Here is a 24,175-nt window from a genome sequence, read left to right as displayed (position 1 = left end):
AAACGGGCAGCACAGAACTCTGACTGCCCGAAAATTCTGCGACGTTATTTCAGCGGCGCAATCAATGTTTCACACTCAACTGCGGTCAGATTGCGCCCGCACACGGGAATCTGATCCGCGGGGCTCGCATCGGCGCGGTCGACGATGCGCGCATTGCCGAGCACATGGTTGACCGCGTTCAGGTTGTAACCGTTGTCCTGCTCCGCCATCCAGAAAAAGATGCCGGCTAGTCCACGGTCTTTTGCGTACTGGGTTTTCAAGGCCACGGTGCGCGGCGTCTCCACCGAGATGAATGCACCGACACTGTCGTTGTAGAGATAATCCGCATTGGCCTCCCTGTCGGTATACAGCCAGTAGCCGTTGCGGGGGGCGAGATTTCGATCCAGATAATTCTGATAGAGATCGTAACCTTCGATCACCCCCGCTTCCCAGGAACCGAGGCCAGCGACGCCCAGGATCAGATCCCGTCCACTCCAGTTGCTGTCGCCATAACTGCTCGCCCCGGCAAGACCGTAGGTGTACTCGAGAATATCCCCCGGATTGGTGGCCTTCGAACGGTGATAGTTGGCGGCGCCGATCATCAGCTTGTTTGCGGGAACACCAAGGCTCTGCAGATAATTCAGCGTCCAGTCCGCGGAGGTGCCGGCAGATGATCCGGTGGCCATGGGATTGGTATAGAGCGGCGTATGGTGAGACAGCTCCCGCTCCCAGGCACCGGTGAGGTCGTAGGTCATGGCATAGAGACGATCCATGTAGGGGTGCACCTCGGACCAGTCTATTTTCTGCAGACGCCCCAGCCCCGCGGGAATCGCCGATGACAGGCGATAGGGCTTACCGGTTTTTTGCGTCAGCCAGTCCATCCCCGCACGCAGTTCGCGGATCAGAATTGCGTAGTTTTCGCCATCATCCTCCCGCGCCATACCCACCACCGCGCCATCACTGCCGGGGTACTCCCAGTCAATATCGACACCGTCAAAATCGTAACGCTCAAGGAAGTGAACAATGGAATCCACAAACACTTTGCGTCTCACCGGATCGTGCGCCATCCACGGGAAACCTTCCGACAGCGTCCAACCGCCGACGGAAAGATCGAGTTTCAGATGCGGATTCTGTTCGCGTAAGTGATACAGCACACCAAACACGCCGCCGACCTTGTCGCGATCCAGCTCGTACATGCTCTCGGTGCCCACCACACCGGTCGGCGCTACCCCCACGTCTCGTAGAAAGGCCGCCTCGAAATCGGCTATCGCCATGGCACCGTCGGGTAAATTGCTCTGATTACAGGTGCGCATGACCGCCGCTGGTGCCGATGTCGGGAAACCACCATCCTGCTCGTTTTTTGCGTCCGGATAACAGATCCCCGCAAACCCATACACTATGCGGTTCAGGTTGGACGCCGGCAGTTTGGTAAAGTCATAGCGCCGACCATAAATGGCCCAGTCGCCGATATAGCTGACGATTTCGGTACCCGCGCTGAGACCGTAGGTGTTGTGCTGCAGTGGCAGACTGCCGGGCACCAGTTTCGATCCGCGAGCGCCGTTGTCGACATCGAGTCCAGCGTGATCACCACCATTGTCGGCGGCGGGATCAACGGCACCACGGGTACCGCTCAGAGTGGACTGGACATCAGCAATACGTGCCGCGGCGATGGCACCTGTGGGATTGACGGTACCGACATTGGGGTTTCCATCAACGGGTTGTGGCTCGCCATAGTCAATGCTGTTGGGGATCGGCACCGGACAGAGGGCGTCGTCCGGGTAGCCGGCAATCTCCCACTGACCGGGATATGCGGTATTGCCGGGCGCGATGGAATGGGTGTCTACCAATGCGCGGTAAGCAATACCCTGATAGGCAACCACGCTGCCCTGAGTGTAAAGTGTGCCGGTTTTCCACTCGGCAGCGCAGAAATAGGCATCGGGCACCGTCACTCCGCCGCCACTGCTGCTGCCGCCGCAGGCCGCAGCACTGCTTGTAGACCAGGCCTGCTCCCACGCCCAGCCCACCCCGGGTTCATACGCACCGTTGCCCGAGGAGCACCAACCGGCAACTGAGCATGCGTAAAAGCCATTCGCGTTGGTGACTACGTCACCCGCGGCATAGGTGCCGCCAGCGACATAGACAGGGCAATTCTCACCGCCGGATGATCCGCCGGAACCCGACCCGGAACCTGAACTGCTGCTACCGGCACCAGAGCTCGAACCACTGCCCGAGCTACCGGTACCTCCACTACTGGAACCTCCAGGTTCACAGGCTCCCAGATCACTCCAGGCGTGAACCCAGGCCCAGCCCACACCCGGTGCATAGGCACCACCCTGACTGCACCAGCCACCCACATCGCAGCGGTAGGCATTTTCATTGTTTGTTACCGTAGCGCCTGCGCCATAGCTGGCACCGTCTACATAATCCTGTGTGCCGCTGCAGTCATAGGCGACTGCGGCGGTGCTGCCCAGCAGGCCGCACCAGAGTGCGCCGGCCTTCAACATCCTTTTTATTATTGTTGCTTGCATCTTGTCTTCTTCTCCCGATCGAAGAGTCTTGAATTCCGGAACCGGATCGCACCGGCTCCGATTGGGGAATTACTTACTGCCTGGAAAGAACACTGCCTGGAAACTGGCCGCGTGCGAGGAGAATGCGCGGATATGACGGCCTCTCATGGAGGCGGGACTAGAGTCGGCTTGTGACCGACAACGCTGTCAAACTAGCGACCACCTGACAACGCTGTCAACGAAGGCGGAGGGGAATGGCGACAGGAAAATCAGAAGTTCGAAGGAAAATGTACTGGCTCACGAAACGAGCACTAAACAGGCGCCAGATAATTGAGAGGGAAATGAGAAGTGGACGGTATCGCGGTCAGGAAAGCCGCACAAAACCCTCGGCCTGTAACTGCGTCTGCAGCAACGGCCAGCGGTCTTCCGGCAACACCACGTCGAGTTCCACACGGGTGCCGTAATCGGCACCGCCGCACTCCCCGCCCTGCTGTGCCACAAGAAAACGCAGGCGGGATTCGCCGGAAAAATCACAGGCGATGCGCAGCGGCAACAACGGAACATGCGGCTTCAATTCCGCACCTTGCAGCGCGGCGCCCACAGCGCCGCGATAGGCACGCATCAAACCACCCACACCGAGTTTGGTACCGCCGAAATAGCGCGTAACGATAGCGCCCACATTGCCAATTTCCTGCTTCAACAGGAGTTCCAGCATGGGTCTGCCGGCACTGCCACCGGGCTCGCCGTCATCATCCGCCTGCATTACTTCCGGGTTTGCGGGGTTGCCGATCACCAGCGCGGTGCAGTGATGGGAGGCATCGGGATAGCGCGCGCAGATAGTTTCCAGCTCCCGCAAAAAAACCGCCTTATCCGTCACTGGCCCCAGCCAGCAGATAAAACGGCTCTTCTTTTCTTCCGTCTCAGCGACAACGGGAAAGCAGGGAATCTGATAGCTCACCGGAAAACTCATCCCAGGGTTGCGTTTGCAACTTTTCGTACAGCGGTTGCAGCTTGGTCTGCCAGACGCGGTCATCCACAACGCCCACATGCTTGCAGCGAATGGTGCCACCGGCATCCACCAGGAAAGTTTCCGGCGCACCGAATACACCGAGATCAAGCGCCAGGCGCCCTTCCACATCGGCAACGGAAAAAAGATAGGGATCGTGGAATTTTTCCAGCCACTGTTGCGCCGCGGCGTTGTCGTCCTTGAGATTGATGCCGACGATGGGCACCCCCTCCTGCGCCAGTTTGTTGAGGTACGGATGCTCCACCCGGCAGGAAATACACCAGGTGGCCCACACGTTCAGCAATAACGGTTTACTGGGAAGGTCGGCTTTTTTAAGTTCCCGAGCACTTTCGACATCCTGCAGCGCAAATTCCGGCACGGGTTTATTTACCAGTGCCGAGGGCATATCCTGCGGATTCAATGAGAGGCCACGCCAGAACAGCAGCGCCAGCGCAGCGAATATGATCAGTGGCAGAAAGAGTTTCAGCCTTGCCATCAGTTGTGTAAATCCCCGCTGTGTGATCCTCTGTCGTCCCGCCGCCTCAGGCGCGGGCCAGTGACCCATCCTGGGTATCGCCGGTCGCGATGCTATCTGCACGCGCTGCCTTCACCTTGCGGTAGCGCTTGTCTGCGACCGCGATGGCTCCACCGAGGGCCATCAGCGCGGCACCCAGCCAGATCCACACGACAAACGCTTTGTACTGCAGCCGCACGGCCCAGTCACCGGCCGGATTGTTCTTGTCCATGGGCTCGCCGAGCGCCACATACAGATCGCGAAACAGGCCGCTGTCGATCGCGGCTTCGGTCATGATGTTGCCACCGGAAAAATAACTGCGTTTCTGCGGGTGCAGTTCCGCGACCAAACGCCCCGCTTCACGTACAAAAATCACCCCTTCCGACGCGCGATAGTTCGGTCCGCGCGCTTCGCGTACACCGTCGAAGGTAAATTCGTAACCGGACATTTCAGCACGCTGCCCCGGTGACATGCGCAGGTCTTTCTCCACGCTGTACACGGTAGTCAGCGCCACACCGAGCACCGAGACGGCGAGACCGACGTGCCCGAGATGCATGCCGTAGTAGCTGGCGCGCTGGCGCTTGAGGCCGCTCCACAAGGAGTCCGCATTGCGGGATTTTGCCAGCATGTCTGCGACACTCGCGGCGATCACCCATAAGCCGGCAAAAATCCCCAGCATCGCCCCCCAGCGGAAATCACCGGCCAGCAGTGTCAGCAGCGGCGCGCCGATGGCCGCTACCAGCGCAGGCAATGCCCAGGCGCGAGCCAGTTTCTGTAGGCGGCTGTCTTTCCAGTTTGCGTGAATACCAAGCCCCAGCAAAAGACACAGCACCAGCATCAACGGCACAAAGAACATATTGAAAAACGGCGGGCCGACACTGATCTTGCCCCAGTTCAACGCATCTGCGAGCAGCGGATACAAAGTGCCGGTCAGTACCACCGCCATGATCAGCACCAACAGGATATTGTTGCCAAGCAGAAAGGTTTCCCGGGCGCGGGCGGAAAACACACTGCCGGCACTCACCGCCGGCGCACGCACCGCAAACAGCAACAGCGACGCCCCCACCACTACAGCGAGGAACGCGAGAATGAAACCACCCCGCAGCGGGTCGGTGGCAAAGGCGTGCACCGACGTCAGTACCCCTGAGCGCACCAGGAAGGTTCCCAGCAGGCTGAGACTGAACGCAAAAATCGACAGCAGGATGGTCCAGCTGCGGAAGAGTCCGCGCTTTTCCGTGACCGCCAGAGAGTGCAACAGCGCCGTGCCGACAAGCCAGGGCATGAAGGAAGCGTTCTCCACCGGGTCCCAGAACCACCAGCCGCCCCAGCCAAGCTCGTAATAGGCCCACCAGCTGCCGAGAGCGATCCCCAGGGTCAGGAACGACCAGGCCACCGCAGTCCACGGACGCGCCCAGCGGGCCCAGGCGCTGTCGAGCCGACCTTCCAGCAACGCCGCAATCGCAAAAGCAAAGGCCACCGAGAAGCCCACATACCCCATATACAGCAGCGGCGGGTGGATAATCATGCCCGGGTCCTGCAGCAGCGGATTCAGATCGCTGCCGTCATTGGGCGGGAACGGCAGAAGGCGATCAAACGGGTTGGAGGTAAGCAGGATAAACAGGAAGAAACCGATCAACAGCATGCCGAGTACCGACAACACCCGCGCCACCAGTACCGCCGGTAACTGACGGCTGAACAGTGCCACCGCCGCGGTCCAACCCGCCAGCATCAGCAGCCATAACAGGATGGAACCCTCGTGACCGCCCCACACCGCAGTGACCTTGTAGATCATGGGGAGGATACTGTTGGAGTTCTGCGCCACATAGGCGACAGAAAAGTCGCTGTTGACGAAGGCCACCGTCAGGCACAGGAACGACAGTGCGGTAAAAGCGAGTACCCCAAGGGAAAGCGGGCGCGCCGTCTCCATCCACAGCACACGACCGGTATAGGTACCGAGCATCGGCACCACCGCCAGTGCGAGTGACAGCAGCAGACCGACGATCAGGGCAAAGTGACCGAGTTCCGGGCTCATATCTTGGCGTCTCCGCGACAGCTGGCCTCGGCACTTATGGACTCCGCCACCTCCGGTGGCGTATAGGACTCATCGTGCTTGGCCAGTACCTGATCCGCGCGCACAAAGCCGCCCTCCTGCAATTTGCCGGTAACCACCGCCGCTTCACCCTCTGCAAAGAGGTCCGGGAGAATTTTGTCGAACACCACTTCCAGCTCCGCCTCACCATCGGTGAGCGCAAAGCGCACATCCAGGGAATTGCCATCGCGAACGATACTGCCGGGCACCACGCAGCCCCCGGCGCGAATGCGCTTGTCAAACGGCACCTCGCCGGCGGCGAAGGCCTTGGGCGCATAGAAGTAATCCATATTGGAGCGCATGGCGTAGGCCACAAACCCCACCGCAGTGGTGGAAAGTACCACCAGGAGTAGCACCAGGATCAGACGTTGTTTACGGGCTGGATGCATGGTTGTCCTGTCATGAAATGAAAAATCAGTCCGCCATCGAATCAGCGATGACGGAAGTGGACCCCACGGGGAGGTCGGAAAACATGGGCAACGTATCGTCAGTCCGCGGTCACGGCTTCCGATCGGGCCCGACCCTCGGCCGTAACACGGCGGAGCGCCTCTTCCCGGCGCAGCTGGCGTCGAAACATCTCGCGCATTTTCCGCTGACGCAGAACGGGTACCAGCACCAGTGCCGCCATCACCGCCATGGTTACTCCGTAGGAGAACCACACGTAAGGGCCGTGGCCGCCCATGGCCAGAAAGCTGGCGAGATCATCAAACTGAAATTGCATGATTCTGTCCTCGGTGTTCTCTGCCCTGCACTCAGGTCTTCGCCGCCGAAGCGGACTGCCCCAGCAGTTCGCGTACCCACTGAGTGCGCCATTCGCGCTGCAGTATCAGCCCACGGGTATGCAGGGTCAGCACCCAGGCATAGAACAGGTAAAAGCCGGCGATCATGGTGATCAGCGGATAGAACATGCTGGGGTCAATGGTGCTGGCCTCAGTCAGTTTCAGGGTGGCCGGCTGGTGCAGGGTGAACCACCAGTCGACCGACTTGTAGATGATGGGAATATTGACCGTTCCCACCAGGGCCAACAGTGCACTGGCTTTGTCGCCGGACTGCTCGCGGCTGAAGGCCCCGGATAATGCCATCACACCGAGATAGAGGAAAAACAGGATCAACATGGAGGTAATGCGGGCATCCCAGACCCAGTAGGTACCCCAGGTCGGCTTGCCCCACACCGCCCCGGTCAGCAGAGCGACGAAGGTCAGGGCCGCGCCGATGGGCGCCGCCGCGCGCATCACCACAAAGGAAAGTTTCATTTTCCAGATCAGGCCGATGGCGCCGCAGATGGCCATGATGTAGTAACCGGCGAGGGCCAGAAAGGCCGCGGGTACATGGATATAAATGATGCGGTAGCTATTGCCCTGCTTGGCATCCTGGGGGGCGAATCCGAGTCCCCAGACACCCCCTACCGCCAGCAGCAGCAGACTGGCCGCGCCGAGCCACGGCAACCAGGCACTGGTTTTCTGATAAAACCAGCGCGGTGATCCCAATCTGTGAAACCATTGCCAGGAAAATTTCATGTTCGCCAACTTCTCTACGCCCATTTCTCGCCCAGGTAACGCTCCGCAAGCGTCACAAGGTACGGAAAAGAGTCAGTTTTCCAAGCTGATGCGGATTGCACCCGCCGCAGCCAGCGGCGCCAGGGCCGCGGCGGCAGCGAGAATCGCACCGAGAATCGCCAATTGCGGGCCATAACTGTACCCGTCCAACGCCGCCTGCACCGTTCCGGTGCCGAAGATTAACACGGGCACATACAGCGGCATAATGATCAGTGCCAACAGCAGACCCGGTCGGTGCAGCGCAACCGTAAGCGCCGCCCCGACCGCCCCGATCAGACTCAGGCTCGCGGTGCCCAGTGTCAGGGAAATAAATAACGGCCAATAACCGGCCGGGCCCAGGTTCAGCATCACACCAAGCAAGGGGGAAAGCAGCGCCAGTGGCACACCAGTCACCAACCAGTGCACCAGTATCTTGGCCAGCACCGGGAAATACAGCGGTTGCGGCTGCAGCGCGAGCTGCTCCAGTGAACCGTCTTCGTAGTCGCTGCGGAACAGGGACTCCTGGGACAGGAGTGTCGCCAGCAGGGCCATCACCCAGATCAACCCCGCCGCCATCCGCGCCAACATCTCCGGTTCCGGCCCGATACCGATCGGCATCAACGCCAGCACCGTAACGAAAAACAGCAGCGGGTTGACGATATCGGAGCGCCGGCGCACCGCCAGCGTGAACTCCGTATGGAACAGGGTATAAAAGCCCGGCGTAGCGGACGGAACTGCGGACATCGACTCCTGGCGCATCACTTCGCCACCGCCGTCAACGGTTTCAGCCTGCACGATACGCCTCCTCAACGGTCATCCGCGGCTGAAAATCCGCGAGGCTGACCCGTTGCAACGGCGCAATATTAACGGGCTGATGAGAGGTCAGAAGCACACTGCCTCCACGCTGCAGATGACGGTTCATCCGAGTCTCAAGACTCGCCACCCCCGCCACATCGAGCGCGGCCAGGGGCTCATCCAGAATCCACAGGGGCGCCGCCACCGGCAGGTACAAGCGCGCCAGTGCCACCCGCCGATTCTGTCCGGCGGAAAGCTGTTGGCACAGCACATCCTCAAAGCCATAGAGCCCGACTTCATCCAGCGCCTGCAGGGCATCCTCCCGTCGGGCGCCGTACCACGCAAGGTTTTCGAGTGGCGTCAGGCCGCGCCGGATACCGGCGCAGTGACCGATGTAAAGGAGTGATGACCGCAGGGCCGCAAGCCCCCGGGGAAAGGGCTGTCCGCGCCAGGAAATAGTGCCGGTGAAGTCAGAAGTACTGCCGATCAGGGTTCGAATCAGGGTGCTCTTTCCCGCCCCGTTTGCCCCCTCCACCTGTACCGCGCAGCCCGCCGCCAGGGTAAGCTCAAGCCCCTCAAACAGCACCCGTCCGTCGCGCTCGCACGCCAGCCCTCGCACCGTCAGCGACTGCTCACATGCACGTTCAGCTTCGAATCCGGATGTACCGGGTGTCAGGGGGAGCTCAGATGCCATTACACACCGCAGTTGATGAAAAACTGAGCGGGATTATACCGGCACCGGGAGGATTTGTACGGCATCTGATGACGATCCACCGGAATCCGGTTCCGCAGGCCGGTCGCTACTCCAGCGAATGATTGCCTCCACCCGGCTGCTGCCGGGCACCAGCTGCACCTCACTGCACACCGTCTGTAACAGCGCAAGGCCGCGGCCGGAGTAGATACCTTTGGGCTCACGAACTTCCGGGAAACCCGCTCCGCTGTCTTCCACCACGAGTTTCAGCTCACCGCCGGTATCGCCCTCGCGGCAGCAGAGCGCGATGCTCACCCAACCGTCACTCAAACGACTCCGCCGTTCCGCCATCAGGTCGTAATAACGGATAAAGCCGTCGTCCGTAGACTTGATGGAGGAATCCAGTTCCAGCACACCGTGCTCCAGTGCATTGCGAAACAGCTCCCCAAGAACAATGGCGAGATCCTCCTGAAAGCGGGCGGCACCAGGCATCTGCGCGAGGACGCTCAGCAGATGTGGCAATGGATCCGCAGTGCGCAACTCCTCCTCTGCCAGCCGGAACTCAATCGACCAGGATCCAATCCGACTCCCCCTGCGCTCTCCGTTCTGGTCCGGGGTCGGACAGCCGCTGCGACGCAGGGAAGCATCGGTGAGATCCAGCTCCACCAGCGACAGATCGTCGTGCTGCTCCGACGCATGCGCATTGACCGCCATCAGGATCTGATCGAAGGCCAGGCCGCCCTCACCATCCGCGCGCAGAAGTTCCAGCAGACGGGATTCCCCAAAATGCTCCCCATTACTGTTGCGCGCCTCGTGAATGCCATCGCTCCACAGATAGAGCCGGTCACCCGGCAACACCCGTAAATTGACGATGGCCTCATCGATCTGGTCCGTGGCCAACACACCGAGAGGCAGATGGCGGGATTCCAGCATGCGCAACTCACCGCTGGTGCGCTTGAGGCAGGGACTCGGCATACCCGCGTTCAGCAGACGCAAATGCTTGCGCCGTGGATCCAGCTCCAGCATCACAAGGCAACAGAACATCTGCCGCGGAAGAATACCGTAGAGTTTGCGGTTGATCTCCCGCAGCACGCGGCCCATGGAAAAGCCTCTGGGTATCATGGAATAGAAAATCGATGTCAGCGGCACCGCGCCCACCGCCGCCGCCAGACCGTGACCGGCAAAATCGCCCAACATTAAAACCAGCTTGCCATCCGGGGTGTAGGTGGCGGCCAGCAGGTCGCCATTCAGCACCGCGCGCGGCGACAGGTGATAGCGGATTGCCGATGTGCCGTCCAGGCAACTTTCATTGCCAAGGTTGGAGAAGATTTCACGTGCACTGGCCTGCTCCTGCAGGAAATCGGCATGGTGGCGGCGCAGCCGGTCCCGCTGCGCCATCAGCGAGCGGCTGAACTCACAGAAGCGACGGATCGAGGCAAGTTTGAGCTGAACCAGAGAGGGGCTGTAGGGTTTGGTCAGAATATCGTCGCAGTCTGCAGGTGCTGCGGATGACTCCGCAACGGCGAGGTCCTGTACGAACAGAATGGGTACCGGCTCGATTCCGCCACTCTGGCGCAACTGACGGATCTGGCTACCGGTGACCTCCCGCGCGGACGTACACCCAAAAATCACCAGGTTCGGTAGAAACCCGCCGTAAGCTTCCAGTGCACCTTCCACACACGAAACAGAATGAATGGCTGCGGGCTGTTTGCACCCCGTGGAACTGATGTACTCCCAACTGTGAATCAGCGCGCGGAGTTCATCGGCTTCACTGGTTGTACGTTCGACGATCAGGATCCGGAAGGTGGACACGGCAGCACGTCGCTTCAGCGTATGCTGAAAATCCGGTCGAAATTGGAAACGGAAAGGATATGGGAGACGTGGGCATTGGCATTCATCAGTTCCACCTCCGGCTGGAACCCACCTCGCCCCAATTCAACACAGTAGTCGCGCAACAGCAGCAGCATGCCGAGGGCGGCACTATCGAGGTGGTCAGTAGCGGACAGGTCCACCAGAAACATTTTGGGTGGCGGTGCCACATTGCGGTAGGCCCGCTGGAAATCCCGGTGCATATTGAAATCGAAATTGCCGGTCACGCGGATAACTACCGCCTCCCCGCTCTCGGATATTTCAGAAGTTACCCGGCTTTCAAACCTGTCGGAAACCACCATCGGAAGGTTCCTTTTATCCTTCTCTTCCTGACCAATGCGGCCAATATACACCCCCCCGGCGGACGTGCAAACCGGCCAGTCCATACGTCTTACCAAAGTAGGATGGCCTGCACAGAAAGAAACCAAACAGAAAAGGGTGCCAGTGGCACCCCTTTCATATTTCCGGGCCGGGCCCGGTCGTGCGAAAGCCGATCATTCCGGCCCCGGCTTAAAAGTCGTACTGATAATCCATCAGTTCCCGTCTGAGACGCATCTCCTCCAGCTTGTCTTCGACCATCCGGCGGGCGTCCCTGGGGCTCTTGCTTGACTTCAGTACCTCTTCTGCCAGAGAGGAATCAGAATCATCAAAATCAATGTCATTTTCGATAACGTTGCCGCTCATAGAAAACTCCACAATCTCGATCTGCCAGGGCAGAAACTGTTTGTCTGTTGTTGTTATGTTGCCTGTTGGCACCTGGAGATTAGCCAGCTCCGGCTTTTCCGGTCAAGCAACTTTTTGCGGTGGAAACAACTTTTCATCAGGGGTTACACCAAGCCGCAAACACGGCCTCCCACCATGTAAGCCCCAAGGCTCACCAATGGCCTCTGGGGAGCCAAAATACCCCCGATTGATGAACAAATTACGACAATTTCCCAGTGAAAATCCGCAACGGAATTACCCTGGCTTGCGGCGAACGAGAGTAACTGAACAGCGATATCCGTTACCCAGGGTTACAGTAAAGCCAATCCCGCCATGACAGCAGCGACCTCAGCCGCTAGAATGGCCCGCCTGCCCATTCGGGCAATACCGTCCCCGTCGGTTAACAGGATAAACCACGGACCTCCTAAGTCCGGACTGCCCGTTCGAGTCGGGCCGGGGACGCCATCTGATTCCCGCCCCTTCAGGGCGTCAACCTTCACCAAAAATCGCCACCTGCGGCTCTTGCCCGACCACGCGGCTGCCGCGGTACATCCCTGCGGTGTTGAAGGTGAGTGCGATATTGCCCTTGGCGTCCAGCACGATGACACCACCGGTGCCGCCCACTGGCAGAAGTACCTGATTGATCACTTCATCCGCGGCCTGCGCCACCGTTTTGCCCTGATAGGCGACGCGAGTACAGATATCAGCGGCGACGTTATAGCGGATAAAGTACTCACCATGACCGGTGGCGGAGACTGCGCAGGACGCGTTGTCCGCGAACGTGCCGGCACCGATTACCGGGGAGTCGCCGATACGCCCGTAGCGCTTCGCGGTCATCCCCCCGGTGGAGGTTCCGGCGGCGAGATTGCCCTGCTGATCCAGAGCCACGGCACCCACAGTGCCCATTCGCCAAGGTACCGGCAGAGCCTCTACCGCCGCCCGGTAATCTTTGTCCTGCTTGTTTTCCCGGTCGAGTTTTTCTTTTGCGCGGTCAAGCTGCTTGCGACGCTGTTCGGTGTCGAACGTCTTGTTGTCTACCATCGGTACGCCGCGGCTGCGGGCGAACGTCTCGGCCCCTTCCCCCGCCAGCATTACAAACGGAGAGTCCTCCATCACCATCCGCGCAAGATTGATGGGGTTGGCGATATGCCTGACCCCGGCAACAGCCCCGGCCTCGCGATTGCGTCCATCCATAATCGACGCATCCAGTTCGTGAGCACCGTCATAGGTGTAAACCGCGCCCTTGCCGGCATTGAACAGCGGAGAATCTTCCATCACGTTGATCGCGGCCACCACCGCATCCAGGCTGGAGCCACCGTTCTCAAGAACGCCATACCCGGCATTGAGAGCCTCTTCCAGCTTGGCGCGATAGGCACGCTCTTTTTCCGGTGTCATACCGGATTTTTCGATAGTGCCGGCACCGCCGTGGATGGCGATGGCGAATGTCGGGGTTGGGGTTGGGGTTGCGGGCGCGGGCGGTTGTTGCGCCTGAGATGTCAGGCAGGCGACCATCAGAATGCCCGACAGAAGTTTCAGACACGGGCGGTGAAGCGGATCAAAAAAGCTCTTCATGACAACTCTCTGGTTTCTTGTTCGAGTAGCGCCAGAAAATAAAGCAAAGACTTTTGTTTCACCAGCCCGACACAGTCAGACCGGTTCAAAAATCGGCGAAACATGCCGGCAAAGAATCAGGAGCGACGCTCAAGTATCAATGCGGGTGCTTTTTGAGTGTGGAGAGTTTGAATAAGAAATACTGCCCAATGGCAGTGGCGCATTCAGACTCCAGACATATCATCGAAAGGTCCGTGCCTGGAAATCGGGGGAGAAAAACCGGGGTAAAAAATTGAGATCAGTAGAGATCCCGCCGATAGCGCCCGGATTGCAGCAGCACATCCAGCTCGACCTCACCCAGTAATTGCTCAAGCACCCGATGTACGCCTGCGCCCATACCGGTGCGATTGCCGCACACATAGATATCCGCGCCACGGGAAATAAAAGAGCACAATTCCGCTGACTGTGCTGCGAGAAAGTCTTGTACATAACGGAATTCCGTGTGCGCTCTGCGGGAGAAAATCCGGTCGCAGCGGGACAGGGTTCCCTGCCGCAGCCAGGTGTCCAGTTCCCGGGACAGGGGCCGATCCGTGTCGGGGCAGCGCTCACCGAACACCAGCCACACCAGCCCGGCATCCGGCGCGCCCGCGCGCTCCGCCAGTTGCGCGCGCAACCCGGCAAGGCCGCTACCCGCACCAATCAGTAATAACGGACGGCTGTGATCTGACGTGTGGCAGTTGCGGTTCTCCCGCAGATCGCCCGCAAACAGCTCACCCACTTCACAGTATTCCGTAAGCCAGCCTGAGCCGACCCCGTGTTCCCCGGATGGACGGAATTGCTGCCGTACGATCAATTTGAGCGCTTTCTCTTCACCACAGGACGCTACGGAATATTCACGTGCGGGCAGCAGAGGAAATTCGGAAAAATCGCCGCGCAACAACTTTTCCCGATCGAATGCCGCCACAGGCAGAACACGGTCCCGCAACCAGGCTTGCAGGGTCTGGCCGCGACCGCCGCTAACGATCCACTCGTTCGCATCGAGCGCATATCGTGCGAGCCAACGCACCACCACCTCGCGCGGCTGGCGCGGCTGTAATACGAACACATCGCCCGCCCGCCATTTGGGCCAATCGTTCACCGCACGCAGGGTCAGTTCAAATAGTGGCGCGCCGGGACTGCCGGGATTGAGCAGACGGCGCTCCGCCAGTCTCCACCAAGTGCTGGGCTTGCGGCTGGTATTGCTCTTCGCCATTGCTGCTGCGCTGAACCAGGCCGGCATGGCGCTCTCAATACTGCCACCAGCACCATCGGCGGCCGCACGGGCGCTGTCGACTTTGTATAACGGCTCCAGTGCTTTCGCACCCAATTTCGCCATGCCGTCGTACAGCAGTTGACCGAAGGCGCAGAAGCGCGCGTAGGTACTGTCACCGAGTGCAACGACTGAATAGGAAAGATGGGAGAGATCCAGCGCGGTCGCATCCCCGTTGAGGTAATGTCTGGCAAAGCGTTGACCGTTATCCGGTGCCTCGCCTTCCCCGTAGGTGCTGACAACGAACAGCGCTTTACTGGCGGTTTGCAGTGTCTGCGACGACACCTGACTGAGAGGTAACACGGTGACCGGCTGCGACGTGCGCAGGTGCTCCGCACTCTGGCGGGCCAGCGCGGCGGCAGTACCGCTCTGGCTCGCGTAGGCAATGAGTACGGCACCCGGCCTCTGTGTGCGCTGCTGACGCAGTGCGCAGTGCAGGTCCCGGCGATGCCGTACAAACAGCACTGCAACCCACAGGAGCCAGGCCAGCGTGCACACGACGGCAATGGCGATGCGCTGATTCTCTGTCATCTACCCGCTCCCGAATTCATCAAATGCACCGCGTTCAGGAATTACATCGGCAACACTTCAAAGGTCGCAGCGTAAGAAGCACTGCGCACCGTGGCCGGTGCCTTGGCTTTATTGTCTTCGTATTCTGCTTCCATAAAGTACTGGCCGGCGCTCGGCCAGGTGACACTGAACAGACCCGCGGTATCCGCTTTCACTTTGATTTCATCCTGATTGTCGCGGTAACGACTGCCACCCGGGATCAGTACAACGTCGGCACCCTTGGCGGGCTCACCGTCGATCAGCAATTTGAATTTGGCCGCTTCACCGGCGTACAGATCGTTGGGGTGGGTCACCGGCACCAGTTCCAGACCGACACCTTCGGGTTTCAGCACCGTGTCAGACGGTTCGCCGGCTGTAACAAAAGTTTCAATGCGACGGGAGCTCTGGCTCACGCGCAACTCTTTGGCATTTTTGGGAACTGCGGTCGCGAAATCGGCATCGTTCGCTTGCTGGCCACGGCCAGGCCACATCTTGCGATTGCCTTCGTCGTCTTTCCAGAAGGCGCGCAGGCCGGAGGACGCAAGGCCGATTTTATACGTCCCCTTTTCCTTCAGTTGCACATCAAAGGTCGTGCGGTATTTGCCTCTGGCCGCATTCTCCAGCGCAACCTTTTCACCATTTGGCGCGATTGCGGTTACCGCGTCGGCCCCCAGGGCAACGTGGTCCGGAAAGAAAATGGTGTTGGAAACCGCCGCGTCGAAAGTCACGTAGGGATCGTCACCGGACAGTACGGTGGAGCTCGGCAGAATCCAGGCGCGGTGCGCCTGTGCCTGCATGGCAATACCGGCGGTGATAACGCCGGCCAGCAACAGGTTGGCAAGGGTCATTTTTTTCATGGGTTTTTCCTTATCCATTTTCAAAACGTTTTCAGGGAAGCATCGCGATGCGGATGCTACCGAGTTCTTCTTCGCCCTTGGCGGACAAAGGCAGGCTGGACTTCTCCAGCGGCCAGGTCAGGGGAATTTCCACCAGCTCGCGGCCGCCCACTTCGCGGGCCGCTTCCACCCGCAGGCGGTATTTGCCCGGGGCCAGCTTTGCCAGATCGCTCTCGGCAATAACCACGTCTAGCGCGTGCTCACCGGGGCCGTAGGTGGCGGAGGTAATGCCGTCGACCGGCACATCCAGGCTGCGGCCGCCGCGACGCCACCACTGGCGCAGATCCTTGAGCCATTTTTTGCCTTCGTTGTTGCGCATTTCCAGGTCGTACCACACCGCAATCTGGGTGGCTTTGCGGGCTTCGTCTTCCAGCCATACCGCGACATAGGGTTTGTGGTATTCCGCTACATTGAGGCGCGGAATTTCGATGCTGACCTGCAGGGTTTGGGCCTGTGCAGCGCCGGCAATACAGCCGCCTGCAATAAAGGCCGCTGCGGCCAGTTTCTTGAACAACGTTATTTCCATGTCTCTCCCCGAAAGTGCATGAAACAGAAAGAATCAGTGAATGAAAACCAGCGCAATCACCAGGGGAATCAGCACCCCCAGTGCAGTAACCGGCCAGGTGGATACGCGGCGTGACGACTGCTTCCACAACAGCCAGAAACCGGTGAGACAAAAAACGACACAGGCCACCGCGAACACATCCAGGAACCAGCGCCACACGCCGCCGGTGTCGCGCCCTTTGTGCAGGTCATTGAAATAGGCGATCCAGCCGCGGTCGGTGCTCTCGAAGGTGAGATCGCCACTCTCCGCGTCGAGCGAGAGCCACGCGTCCCCGCCGGGACGCGGCATCGCCAGGTAATATTCGGAACCATCCCATTCACCACGATGGTATCGCGGGACATGAATGCGATATTCGCTCGCCAGCCAATGCACCAGCTCGGGCGACAACTGAGGCGTTTCGGATGCACTGCCCCAGCCTTCCAGCAATTCCGCCGGCACGCTCAACTCGTGACTGACCACATCGGGGTGCGCCGGAATCTCCGCGGCATGATTCAGGGTGATACCGGTGATCGCAAACAACAGCATTCCCACCAGGCACACCGCGGAGCTGATCCAGTGCCATTGGCGCGCCGATCCGAGAGAAATTGCCACTACTGCCCGATCCCTGTTATGTCTGACCATTATTAGAAGGGCATAGATGATAATGTATCTCATTATCCACTTAAAGAAGGAAGCGCACCGTAAAGCGTAAAAATCTGTAAAGCGGCCGCTGGATCAGCCAACCCTATACTGTTTAGAATCCGCGCCTTTTTTAGCCAGCAACCCAGATTCTCAGCGGTACCTATGAATCCACAGTTCAGCTCGACATCGTCCAGTTCGCCATCTCCCACCTCGCCATCCGCCCTCGCCCTGCTCCCGCTGACATTGTTTCTCGCGCTCTTTGTAGGGGCCGGGCTGTGGTTCCAGTGGCAGGGGGAGGAAATGGCCTTTTACAAGGTCTCTGCGACGGTGGCGATTCTGCCAGCCATAGCACTGGCGATACTGCTCGCACGCGGCCCGCTCAACCGTGCCATCGATACCTTTGTCCGGGGTGCCGCCGACAACACCATCGTCACCATGGTGCTGATCTACCTGTTTGCCGGCGCATTCGCCAGCGTGGCCAAAGCCATTGGCGGTGTGGATGCGACGGTGAACTTCGGTCTGAGCGTAATCCCTCCGTCACTGGTACTGCCGGGGCTCTTCCTGATGACCGCATTTATCGCCACCGCCATGGGCACCTCCATGGGCACCTCCATGGGCACCATTGCCGCGATCGGCCCCATAGCCGTGGGACTCGCGGACGCCACCGACCTTTCATTGCTGCTCACGATCGGCACGGTGGTCGGCGGCGCCATGTTCGGTGACAACCTGTCGATCATTTCCGACACCACCATTGCCGCCACCCGCACCCAGGGGGTATCCATGCGCGACAAGTTCCGCATGAATCTGTTGATCGCCCTGCCCGCCTCTTTCGTCACCCTGGCCTGGTTGTGGTATTCCGGCACCACGGCCCAGGTGCCCAACCCCGGTGACTATGATCTGGCGCTTATAGCCCCCTATATTTTGGTGTTGGTTCTCGCCGTTTCCGGCGTGAATGTTTTGCTGGTGTTGTTTGTGGGGATTTTATTGGCGGGCAGTATCGGCTTCGCCCTGGAACCGGACTACAACATAGCGCGCCTGTCCCAGGATATTTATGCGGGCTACACCGGCATGCAGGAAATCCTGATTCTGTCGCTGATGATTGGCGGGCTCGGTGCAATGATGCAGGCCGGTGGTGGCATCGCCTGGCTGGAGAAGACAATCGACCGCCTCAGCCGAAGAGGCCGCAAAGGCCAGCCCGGCCGTAAAACCGGCGAGCTGGGCATCAGTGCCGCGGTGGCAATGACCAACATCTGCACCGCCAACAACACCGTAGCCATTCTGCTGACCGGACAACTGGCCAAAGACATGGCCACCCGTTACGGTGTCGACCCACGTCGCAGTGCCAGTCTGCTGGATATTTACTCCTGCACCGTGCAGGGGATGCTGCCTTACGGCGCGCAGGTTCTTCTGGCCTCGTCACTCGCCAGCGTTTCCCCACTCGCACTGGCGGGCAGTATTCATTACTGCTGGCTGCTGGGCATCTGCGCACTGTTATCCATTCTTGTATATGGAAGGGTTAGCGCTCACAAGGACTGATGTCAGACGCAACACCTCGAAGTATGTGCGTGCGCCCGTCTTTTCCGATCCCGCACGCTCAACCGGTGGGCCCCTTCGTCCTCCTTGATCATCAATTGTCTCCTCCCCCCACGGGTGGGATGCCTCTGGCACAGGCGTGTCTTTTAATCCAGATTCCGGTCTTTTTATGAGCACAGGTTTCCCGTCGGTTTGAGGGGAGCGGCTCGTAGCGATGATGAACCGGTTACCGGCAAAACCGCTTCCATGCCGGAACAACAGCAATAATTTCAATAACAAGGTTTCCAGAAATGCATGCATCCTTTTCAGCGCGGGGGCGCTCCCGTGCGGTTTCGCTATTGGCCATGGCCATCGCGGCCTCAATCCACACCAGCACACAGGCGAGCGCCAACTCCGAACTTTCCCAGGTGAATATTCCCGGCAGCCTCCAGCCAGCCATCGGTTGCGCCGGGGAATGGCAACCGGATTGTGCCGCATCACAACTCACCTACGATGCGGCGGACGATATCTGGTCCGGCAACTTTTCACTGCCGGCGGGCAGTTACGAGTACAAAGTGGCGATCGACGGCACCTGGGACGAAAACTACGGTGGCAACGCCGATGCTGGTGGCCCGAATATCGGCCTCAATGTCGCAGAAGCAGGCGCGGTGAAATTCCTGTACGACCATGAGACGCACTGGATTGCCGACAACATCCGGCATGCGATTGTCACTGCTGCTGGCAGTTTCCAGAGCGAGCTGGGCTGTCCCGGTGACTGGCAGCCTGACTGCCTGCGCAGCTGGATGCAGGATGTGGACGGAGACGGGATCTATACCTTTATCACCGGAGATATTCCGGCTGGCAATTACGAAATGAAGGCCGCTCTGCACGAGGGTTGGGACGAGAGCTACGGCAGCGGCGGTAGCAATATTGCGTTCACGGTGGAAGCCGGCAAGGAAGTGTATTTCGCTTTCGACAGTGCGACCCAAAATGTGGTCGTCAGCACCGACGGCATTCCCAAAGGGGATCTCTCCACCGATAAAGCGCACTGGGTGGATGCCAGCACCATCGTATGGCCAGTCAGCCCACCGCAAGGCGGCAGCGCGAAACTGGTAATGAGTAATAGCGCTGCGCTGACACTGGGTGCGGACGGCGTCGACTGCGACCTTGAAATAAGCCTTACCGAAAATGCCCAAGGCATGTCCGCCGCGGCAAAAGCCAAATTCCCGCACCTGGCAAATCACACCGCGTTCACCCTGCCCGCCAGCGCGGATATCGCCGCACTGATACAAGGCCAGCTGGCCGTCGCCCTCTACGATGCCGAAGGCAATATCGTCGACGCGACCGGTGTGCAGACCCCCGGTGTACTGGATGCGGTGTTCGCCTACGACGGCACCCTCGGCGCGACCGTCGGTGAAGATGCCATTGAGTTCGCGCTGTGGGCACCCACGGCCAAGTCGGTGAAAGTGCACCTGTTCAGCACTGCGGATCAGTACGAGCCCACGGCGACAATTGAAATGACCGCCAACAACGGCGTGTGGACGGCATCTACCAGTATCGACTGGAACCGAAAATTCTACCTGTACGAGGTGGAAGTCTATTCTTACGCAAGTCGCAAGGTGGAGAAGAACTGGGTTTCCGATCCCTACTCCCTGAGTCTCACCACCAACTCGTACAAATCCCAGATCGTCGACCTGAATGACGCCGACCTGAAACCGGAGGGCTGGGATGCACTGACGAAACCTTCCCTGGCCGCCGCGGAAGACATCAGCCTGTATGAACTGCATGTGCGCGACTTCAGCATCCGCGACGATTCCGTCAGCGAAGCCGCTCGCGGCACCTTCGCCGCCTTCGCAGAAGAAGGTCGCGGCAGCCAGCACCTGGCGGAGCTGGCGAGTGCGGGCCTCACCCACGTACACCTGTTGCCGGCCTTCGACTTTGCCACGGTCAATGAAGATCGCACAGCACAGAAAACCACCGCTGACCTGAGCGTCTACGCCGCCGACAGCAGCGAACAGCAGGCCGCCGTCAACGCGATTCGCGATGAAGATGGGTTCAACTGGGGCTACGACCCATTGCACTTTACCGTGCCCGAGGGCAGCTACTCCACCGACCCGAACGGGGCCAAACGCATTCTGGAGTTCCGCCAGATGGTGCAGTCGCTGAGCAATATGGGCCTGCGCGTGGTAATGGATGTGGTGTACAACCACACCAGCTCCTACGGCCAGTATGAGCGCTCGATCCTCGACAAGATTGTTCCCGGCTATTATCACCGCCGCAACGGCGAGGGCTTTGTGGAAATGAGCAGCTGCTGTGCCAATACCGCCAGCGAACACACCATGATGGAAAAGCTGATGCGCGATTCCATAAAGACCTGGGCCACCGCGTATAAAGTGGACGGCTTCCGCTTCGACCTGATGGGCCACCACAGCAAGGAAAACATCCTCAATGTGGCGGCGGATATGCAGGCACTCACCGTTGAGGCCGACGGCGTGGACGGATCGGCCATTTACCTCTACGGCGAAGGCTGGAACTTCGGCGAGGTGGTGGACGACGCGCGTTTTGTTCAGGCACGCCAGGGCAACATGGGTGGCACCGGCGTTGGTACTTTCAATGATCGTTTGCGCGACAGCGTCCGCGGCGGCAACCCATTCGGCGGTTATGAGGAGCAGGGCTTTGGCACCGGCCTGTATACCGACAGCAACGGCAAGTTCGATGGCACCGACGAACGCGCCACACTGCTAACACTGGCGGACAAGGTGCGTATTTCTCTCGCCGGCAACCTCGCTGATTACACTCTCACCGATGCCACCGGCACCGCACTTACCGGTGCGGAACTCGTCTACAACGGCCAGCCCACGGGTTACACCACGGATCCGCAGGAGTCCATCAACTACATTGCCGCCCACGACAACGAAACCCTGTTCGACGGCATCCAGATCAAGGCCAACAGCACCACCGCACTTGTGGATCGCGTGCGCCTGCAGAATTTCAGCAATTCACTGGTGATGCTCGCCCAGGGCGTGCCGTTCATTCACGCCGGCCAGGAATTCCTGCGCTCCAAATCCATGGACCGCGACAGCTACAACTCCGGCGACTGGTTCAACGCCATCGACTTTTCCCTCGCCAGCGACAACTGGGCAGCCGGCCTGCCGGTTGCCGACAAGAACGAGGACAAGTGGGGCATGATGGCACCGCTGCTGGCGAACCCGGATATTGCGCCGCAACAGAGTGATCGTGAGTTTGCCCTCGCGGTGTTCAAGGAATGGCTGCAGATCCGTGCCAGCAGCGGACTGTTCCGTCTGCCAAGCGCGGAGGCAATCCAGTCTGTGGTGTCTTTTGAAAATACCGGACCGGAGCAGATTCCCGGCCTGATCGCCATGCATCTGAACGATCCCGCCGGCGATTACGACGCGGAAACGTCACAGATTCTCGCGCTGTTCAATGGCGCCGCCGAGGCCGTTGAGTTCACACTGGAGTCCGCAGCCGACCTGCCGTTTACACTGCACCCGGTCCAGCAGGAATCCGCCGATGCGACAATGGCCACGGCCAGTGTCGATGCAGGCGTATTCACCATTCCCGCACGTACCACCGCGGTGTTTGTGCTCAAACGCGAGAACGATACCTCCATCGTCAACCAAGAACCGGAAGAAGAAAACAACGGCAGTTCCGGGGGCAATTCTGGCAATGGCTCCGGTGGTGGCTCCAAAGCGGGCGCCATGCACTTCGGCCTGATGCTTCTGTTGGGCCTCGCTCTCCTCCGCCGTCGTCTGCGCTGAATTTCATATAGAAAGCTCGCCAATCAACCAGCCCCGGCGAATCGCCGGGGCTGGTATTTTTACACAGTCATCCAGGACACCTGCCGGGGATGAGTACCCCGACCTTCTTCAACAAGCAGTGACTGACAAGTCGCAACCAAAAGCATGCCATCACCTATACTGCAAGTGCACATAACATAAGTAAGGGGATCGCATGTTCTCAGAAGTAGTCGATGCGCAAGTATCACCCACCGGACAGTTCGATATTCTCTCCAAATACGAAATACACAAACTCAGCGACGAGAGCCGAGGGCCGCAATATCAGGCGTTTCGCAACTGCTCCCTGGCGGTGCTGAACAGCGGCGGTTACATGGACGACGGCAAAGAGCTGCTAGAAAAATTTGCCGATTTTGACATTTCCGTAATCCCCACCGAACGCAGCGTAAAACTCAATGTGGTCAACGCACCGGCCAGTGCGTTTGTGGATGGCAAAATGATTCGCGGTATTGCCGAGCACCTATTTGCGGTGCTGCGAGACATTATCTACGTCAACAGTGAAATCACCGGAGACCCCCGCTACAACCTCGTGTCCGCACAGGGGGTTACCGATGCGGTTTTCCATATCCTGCGCAACGCCGGCACCTTCAATCGCAATCGTACGCCGCGCCTTGTGGTCTGCTGGGGCGGCCACTCCATTTCCACGGAAGAATACGATTACACCAAGAAAGTGGGTTATGAACTGGCCCTGCGCCATCTGGATATCTGCACCGGCTGCGGGCCCGGCGCCATGAAGGGACCGATGAAAGGCGCCACCATTGGTCACGCCAAGCAGCGCGACCGTCACGGCCAGTACCTGGGTATTACCGAGCCCGGCATCATTGCCGCGGAAGCGCCGAACCCGATCGTCAACCAGCTGGTGATCATGCCCGACATCGAGAAGCGCCTGGAGGCGTTTGTGCGCACCGGTCACGGTATCGTGGTCTTCCCCGGTGGCGCGGGCACCGCAGAGGAAATCCTTTACCTGCTCGGTATCCTGTTGCACCAGGACAACCGGGATCAGCCCTTCCCGGTAATTTTTACCGGCCCCGCCAGCGCGGCGGAGTACTTCATCCGTATCGACCAGTTCATCGCCAGCACACTTGGGGAGGCGGCGAGATCGCGCTACCAGATCATCATCGACGACCCACAGGAAGTCGCGCGGCAGATGGCCGCGGGTATCGAAAAAGTACGGGAACACCGCAAGGAAACCGGCGATGCCTATTATTTCAACTGGCAGCTGAAAGTCTCCACGGAATTCCAGCGTCCGTTCGCACCCACCCACGAAAACATGCGCAGCCTGGCACTGCACACTAACCAGGAGCCCTACCTGCTTGCCGCCAACCTGCGCCGTGCGTTTTCCGGCATCGTGTCGGGCAACGTCAAAGATGAAGGCATCCGCAATGTGGAGAAAAATGGCCCATACCAGCTGAGTGGCGATCCCGCACTGATGCACAGCATGGATACCCTGCTGGAATCCTTCGCCAAACAACAGCGGATGAAATTGCCCGGCAAGCAGTACGTTCCCTGTTACCAGATCAGCGCGGACTGACCCCCGGCTCTATCTGCCCCCACACCGAAGTCAGCGGGGGCAGACTTCTCCCCCTCCAGTCACGGACCATCGATAGTGGTTTCCCCACCGCTTTGGTATCCTTGCGCGCTTGTCGCGAGCGCCCGCAATGGGGCCCATC

20 protein-coding genes and 1 tRNA gene are annotated in these 24,175 nt (G+C 59.4%); 4 read left to right on the top strand and 17 right to left on the bottom strand.

Annotation, left to right across the window (positions count from 1 at the left end):
- Window positions 1-44 precede the first annotated feature (44 nt).
- From C3938_RS13785 to C3938_RS13730, 12 genes are all read right to left on the bottom strand, one after another.
- Window positions 45-2,507: a glycosyl hydrolase family 18 protein gene (locus C3938_RS13785; protein WP_199775613.1), complete on the bottom strand. Its 2,463-nt coding sequence runs from the start codon at window positions 2,505-2,507 to the stop codon at window positions 45-47.
- A 343-nt stretch (window positions 2,508-2,850) separates the two neighbouring features.
- Entirely contained in the window at window positions 2,851-3,444 is a 594-nt protein-coding gene (locus C3938_RS13780; RefSeq protein WP_233998919.1) for an IMPACT family protein, read from the bottom strand.
- Window positions 3,407-3,988: a DsbE family thiol:disulfide interchange protein gene (locus C3938_RS13775; RefSeq protein WP_105103839.1), complete on the bottom strand. Its 582-nt coding sequence runs from the start codon at window positions 3,986-3,988 to the stop codon at window positions 3,407-3,409. Before C3938_RS13775 ends, C3938_RS13780 begins: the two co-directional genes overlap by 38 nt.
- 46 nt (window positions 3,989-4,034) lie before the next feature.
- On the bottom strand, window positions 4,035-6,038 hold the full coding sequence (locus tag C3938_RS13770) for a heme lyase CcmF/NrfE family subunit (RefSeq protein ID WP_105103838.1): 2,004 nt from the start codon (window positions 6,036-6,038) through the stop codon (window positions 4,035-4,037).
- Entirely contained in the window at window positions 6,035-6,484 is a 450-nt protein-coding gene (locus C3938_RS13765) for a cytochrome c maturation protein CcmE (RefSeq protein ID WP_105103837.1), read from the bottom strand. The genes C3938_RS13770 and C3938_RS13765 overlap by 4 nt, the downstream gene beginning before the upstream one ends.
- 98 nt (window positions 6,485-6,582) lie before the next feature.
- On the bottom strand, window positions 6,583-6,816 hold the full coding sequence (gene ccmD, locus C3938_RS13760) for a heme exporter protein CcmD (protein WP_105103836.1): 234 nt from the start codon (window positions 6,814-6,816) through the stop codon (window positions 6,583-6,585).
- 31 nt (window positions 6,817-6,847) lie between these two features.
- Window positions 6,848-7,612, bottom strand: coding sequence for a heme ABC transporter permease (locus C3938_RS13755; RefSeq protein ID WP_105104535.1), 765 nt, complete (start codon window positions 7,610-7,612; stop codon window positions 6,848-6,850).
- Between the two features lie 72 nt (window positions 7,613-7,684).
- Window positions 7,685-8,374, bottom strand: coding sequence for a heme exporter protein CcmB (gene ccmB, locus C3938_RS13750; RefSeq protein WP_105104534.1), 690 nt, complete (start codon window positions 8,372-8,374; stop codon window positions 7,685-7,687).
- A gap of 40 nt (window positions 8,375-8,414) precedes the next feature.
- A complete protein-coding gene (gene ccmA / locus C3938_RS13745) occupies window positions 8,415-9,119 on the bottom strand; it encodes a cytochrome c biogenesis heme-transporting ATPase CcmA (RefSeq protein ID WP_105103835.1) in 705 nt (234 codons plus the stop codon).
- Between the two features lie 33 nt (window positions 9,120-9,152).
- Window positions 9,153-10,928 carry an ATP-binding SpoIIE family protein phosphatase gene (locus C3938_RS13740; RefSeq protein ID WP_105103834.1) on the bottom strand — a complete coding sequence of 592 codons (1,776 nt, stop codon included), beginning with the start codon at window positions 10,926-10,928 and terminating at the stop codon, window positions 9,153-9,155.
- A 14-nt stretch (window positions 10,929-10,942) separates the two neighbouring features.
- Window positions 10,943-11,371 (bottom strand): STAS domain-containing protein, encoded by a 429-nt coding sequence (locus tag C3938_RS13735; protein ID WP_199775612.1) that lies wholly within the window; start codon window positions 11,369-11,371, stop codon window positions 10,943-10,945.
- A 124-nt stretch (window positions 11,372-11,495) separates the two neighbouring features.
- Window positions 11,496-11,669 (bottom strand): PA3496 family putative envelope integrity protein, encoded by a 174-nt coding sequence (locus C3938_RS13730; protein WP_158681706.1) that lies wholly within the window; start codon window positions 11,667-11,669, stop codon window positions 11,496-11,498.
- 407 nt (window positions 11,670-12,076) lie between these two features.
- Between C3938_RS13730 and C3938_RS17940 the strand changes: the two genes are divergently transcribed.
- Window positions 12,077-12,152, top strand: a tRNA-Arg gene (locus C3938_RS17940).
- Between the two features lie 24 nt (window positions 12,153-12,176).
- On the opposite strand, the gene C3938_RS13720 is transcribed toward C3938_RS17940, so the two are convergent.
- The 5 genes from C3938_RS13720 to C3938_RS13700 all read right to left on the bottom strand — a co-directional run bounded on the left by C3938_RS13720 (window position 12,177) and on the right by C3938_RS13700 (window position 17,211).
- Window positions 12,177-13,259, bottom strand: a complete 1,083-nt coding sequence (locus tag C3938_RS13720; RefSeq protein WP_233998918.1) for an isoaspartyl peptidase/L-asparaginase family protein — start codon at window positions 13,257-13,259, stop codon at window positions 12,177-12,179.
- Between the two features lie 277 nt (window positions 13,260-13,536).
- Complete coding sequence (locus C3938_RS13715; RefSeq protein WP_105103830.1) at window positions 13,537-15,078, bottom strand: NADPH cytochrome P450 oxidoreductase family protein; 1,542 nt, start codon at window positions 15,076-15,078, stop codon at window positions 13,537-13,539.
- A 41-nt stretch (window positions 15,079-15,119) separates the two neighbouring features.
- A complete protein-coding gene (locus tag C3938_RS13710; protein WP_105103829.1) occupies window positions 15,120-15,953 on the bottom strand; it encodes a DUF4198 domain-containing protein in 834 nt (277 codons plus the stop codon).
- A 31-nt stretch (window positions 15,954-15,984) separates the two neighbouring features.
- Window positions 15,985-16,518 (bottom strand): DUF2271 domain-containing protein, encoded by a 534-nt coding sequence (locus C3938_RS13705; protein WP_105103828.1) that lies wholly within the window; start codon window positions 16,516-16,518, stop codon window positions 15,985-15,987.
- Between the two features lie 33 nt (window positions 16,519-16,551).
- Window positions 16,552-17,211 (bottom strand): PepSY-associated TM helix domain-containing protein, encoded by a 660-nt coding sequence (locus tag C3938_RS13700; protein WP_105103827.1) that lies wholly within the window; start codon window positions 17,209-17,211, stop codon window positions 16,552-16,554.
- A 129-nt stretch (window positions 17,212-17,340) separates the two neighbouring features.
- Here C3938_RS13700 and C3938_RS13695 point away from each other — a divergent pair, with 129 nt between their 5' ends.
- The 3 genes from C3938_RS13695 to ppnN all read left to right on the top strand — a co-directional run bounded on the left by C3938_RS13695 (window position 17,341) and on the right by ppnN (window position 24,036).
- A complete protein-coding gene (locus C3938_RS13695; RefSeq protein ID WP_105103826.1) occupies window positions 17,341-18,714 on the top strand; it encodes a Na+/H+ antiporter NhaC family protein in 1,374 nt (457 codons plus the stop codon).
- Between the two features lie 287 nt (window positions 18,715-19,001).
- The gene (gene pulA, locus C3938_RS13690) at window positions 19,002-22,469 is read left to right on the top strand and encodes a pullulanase-type alpha-1,6-glucosidase (protein ID WP_233998915.1); all 3,468 of its coding nucleotides are present in this window, start codon (window positions 19,002-19,004) and stop codon (window positions 22,467-22,469) included.
- A 193-nt stretch (window positions 22,470-22,662) separates the two neighbouring features.
- Window positions 22,663-24,036 carry a nucleotide 5'-monophosphate nucleosidase PpnN gene (gene ppnN, locus C3938_RS13685; RefSeq protein ID WP_105103824.1) on the top strand — a complete coding sequence of 458 codons (1,374 nt, stop codon included), beginning with the start codon at window positions 22,663-22,665 and terminating at the stop codon, window positions 24,034-24,036.
- Window positions 24,037-24,175: the final 139 nt, after the last annotated feature.

The organism is Microbulbifer pacificus, from assembly GCF_002959965.1.
GTDB lineage: Bacteria > Pseudomonadota > Gammaproteobacteria > Pseudomonadales > Cellvibrionaceae > Microbulbifer > Microbulbifer pacificus_A.
Note: the sequence above shows the minus strand (reverse complement) of the source record. Positions and strands in the feature narration are given on the sequence as shown.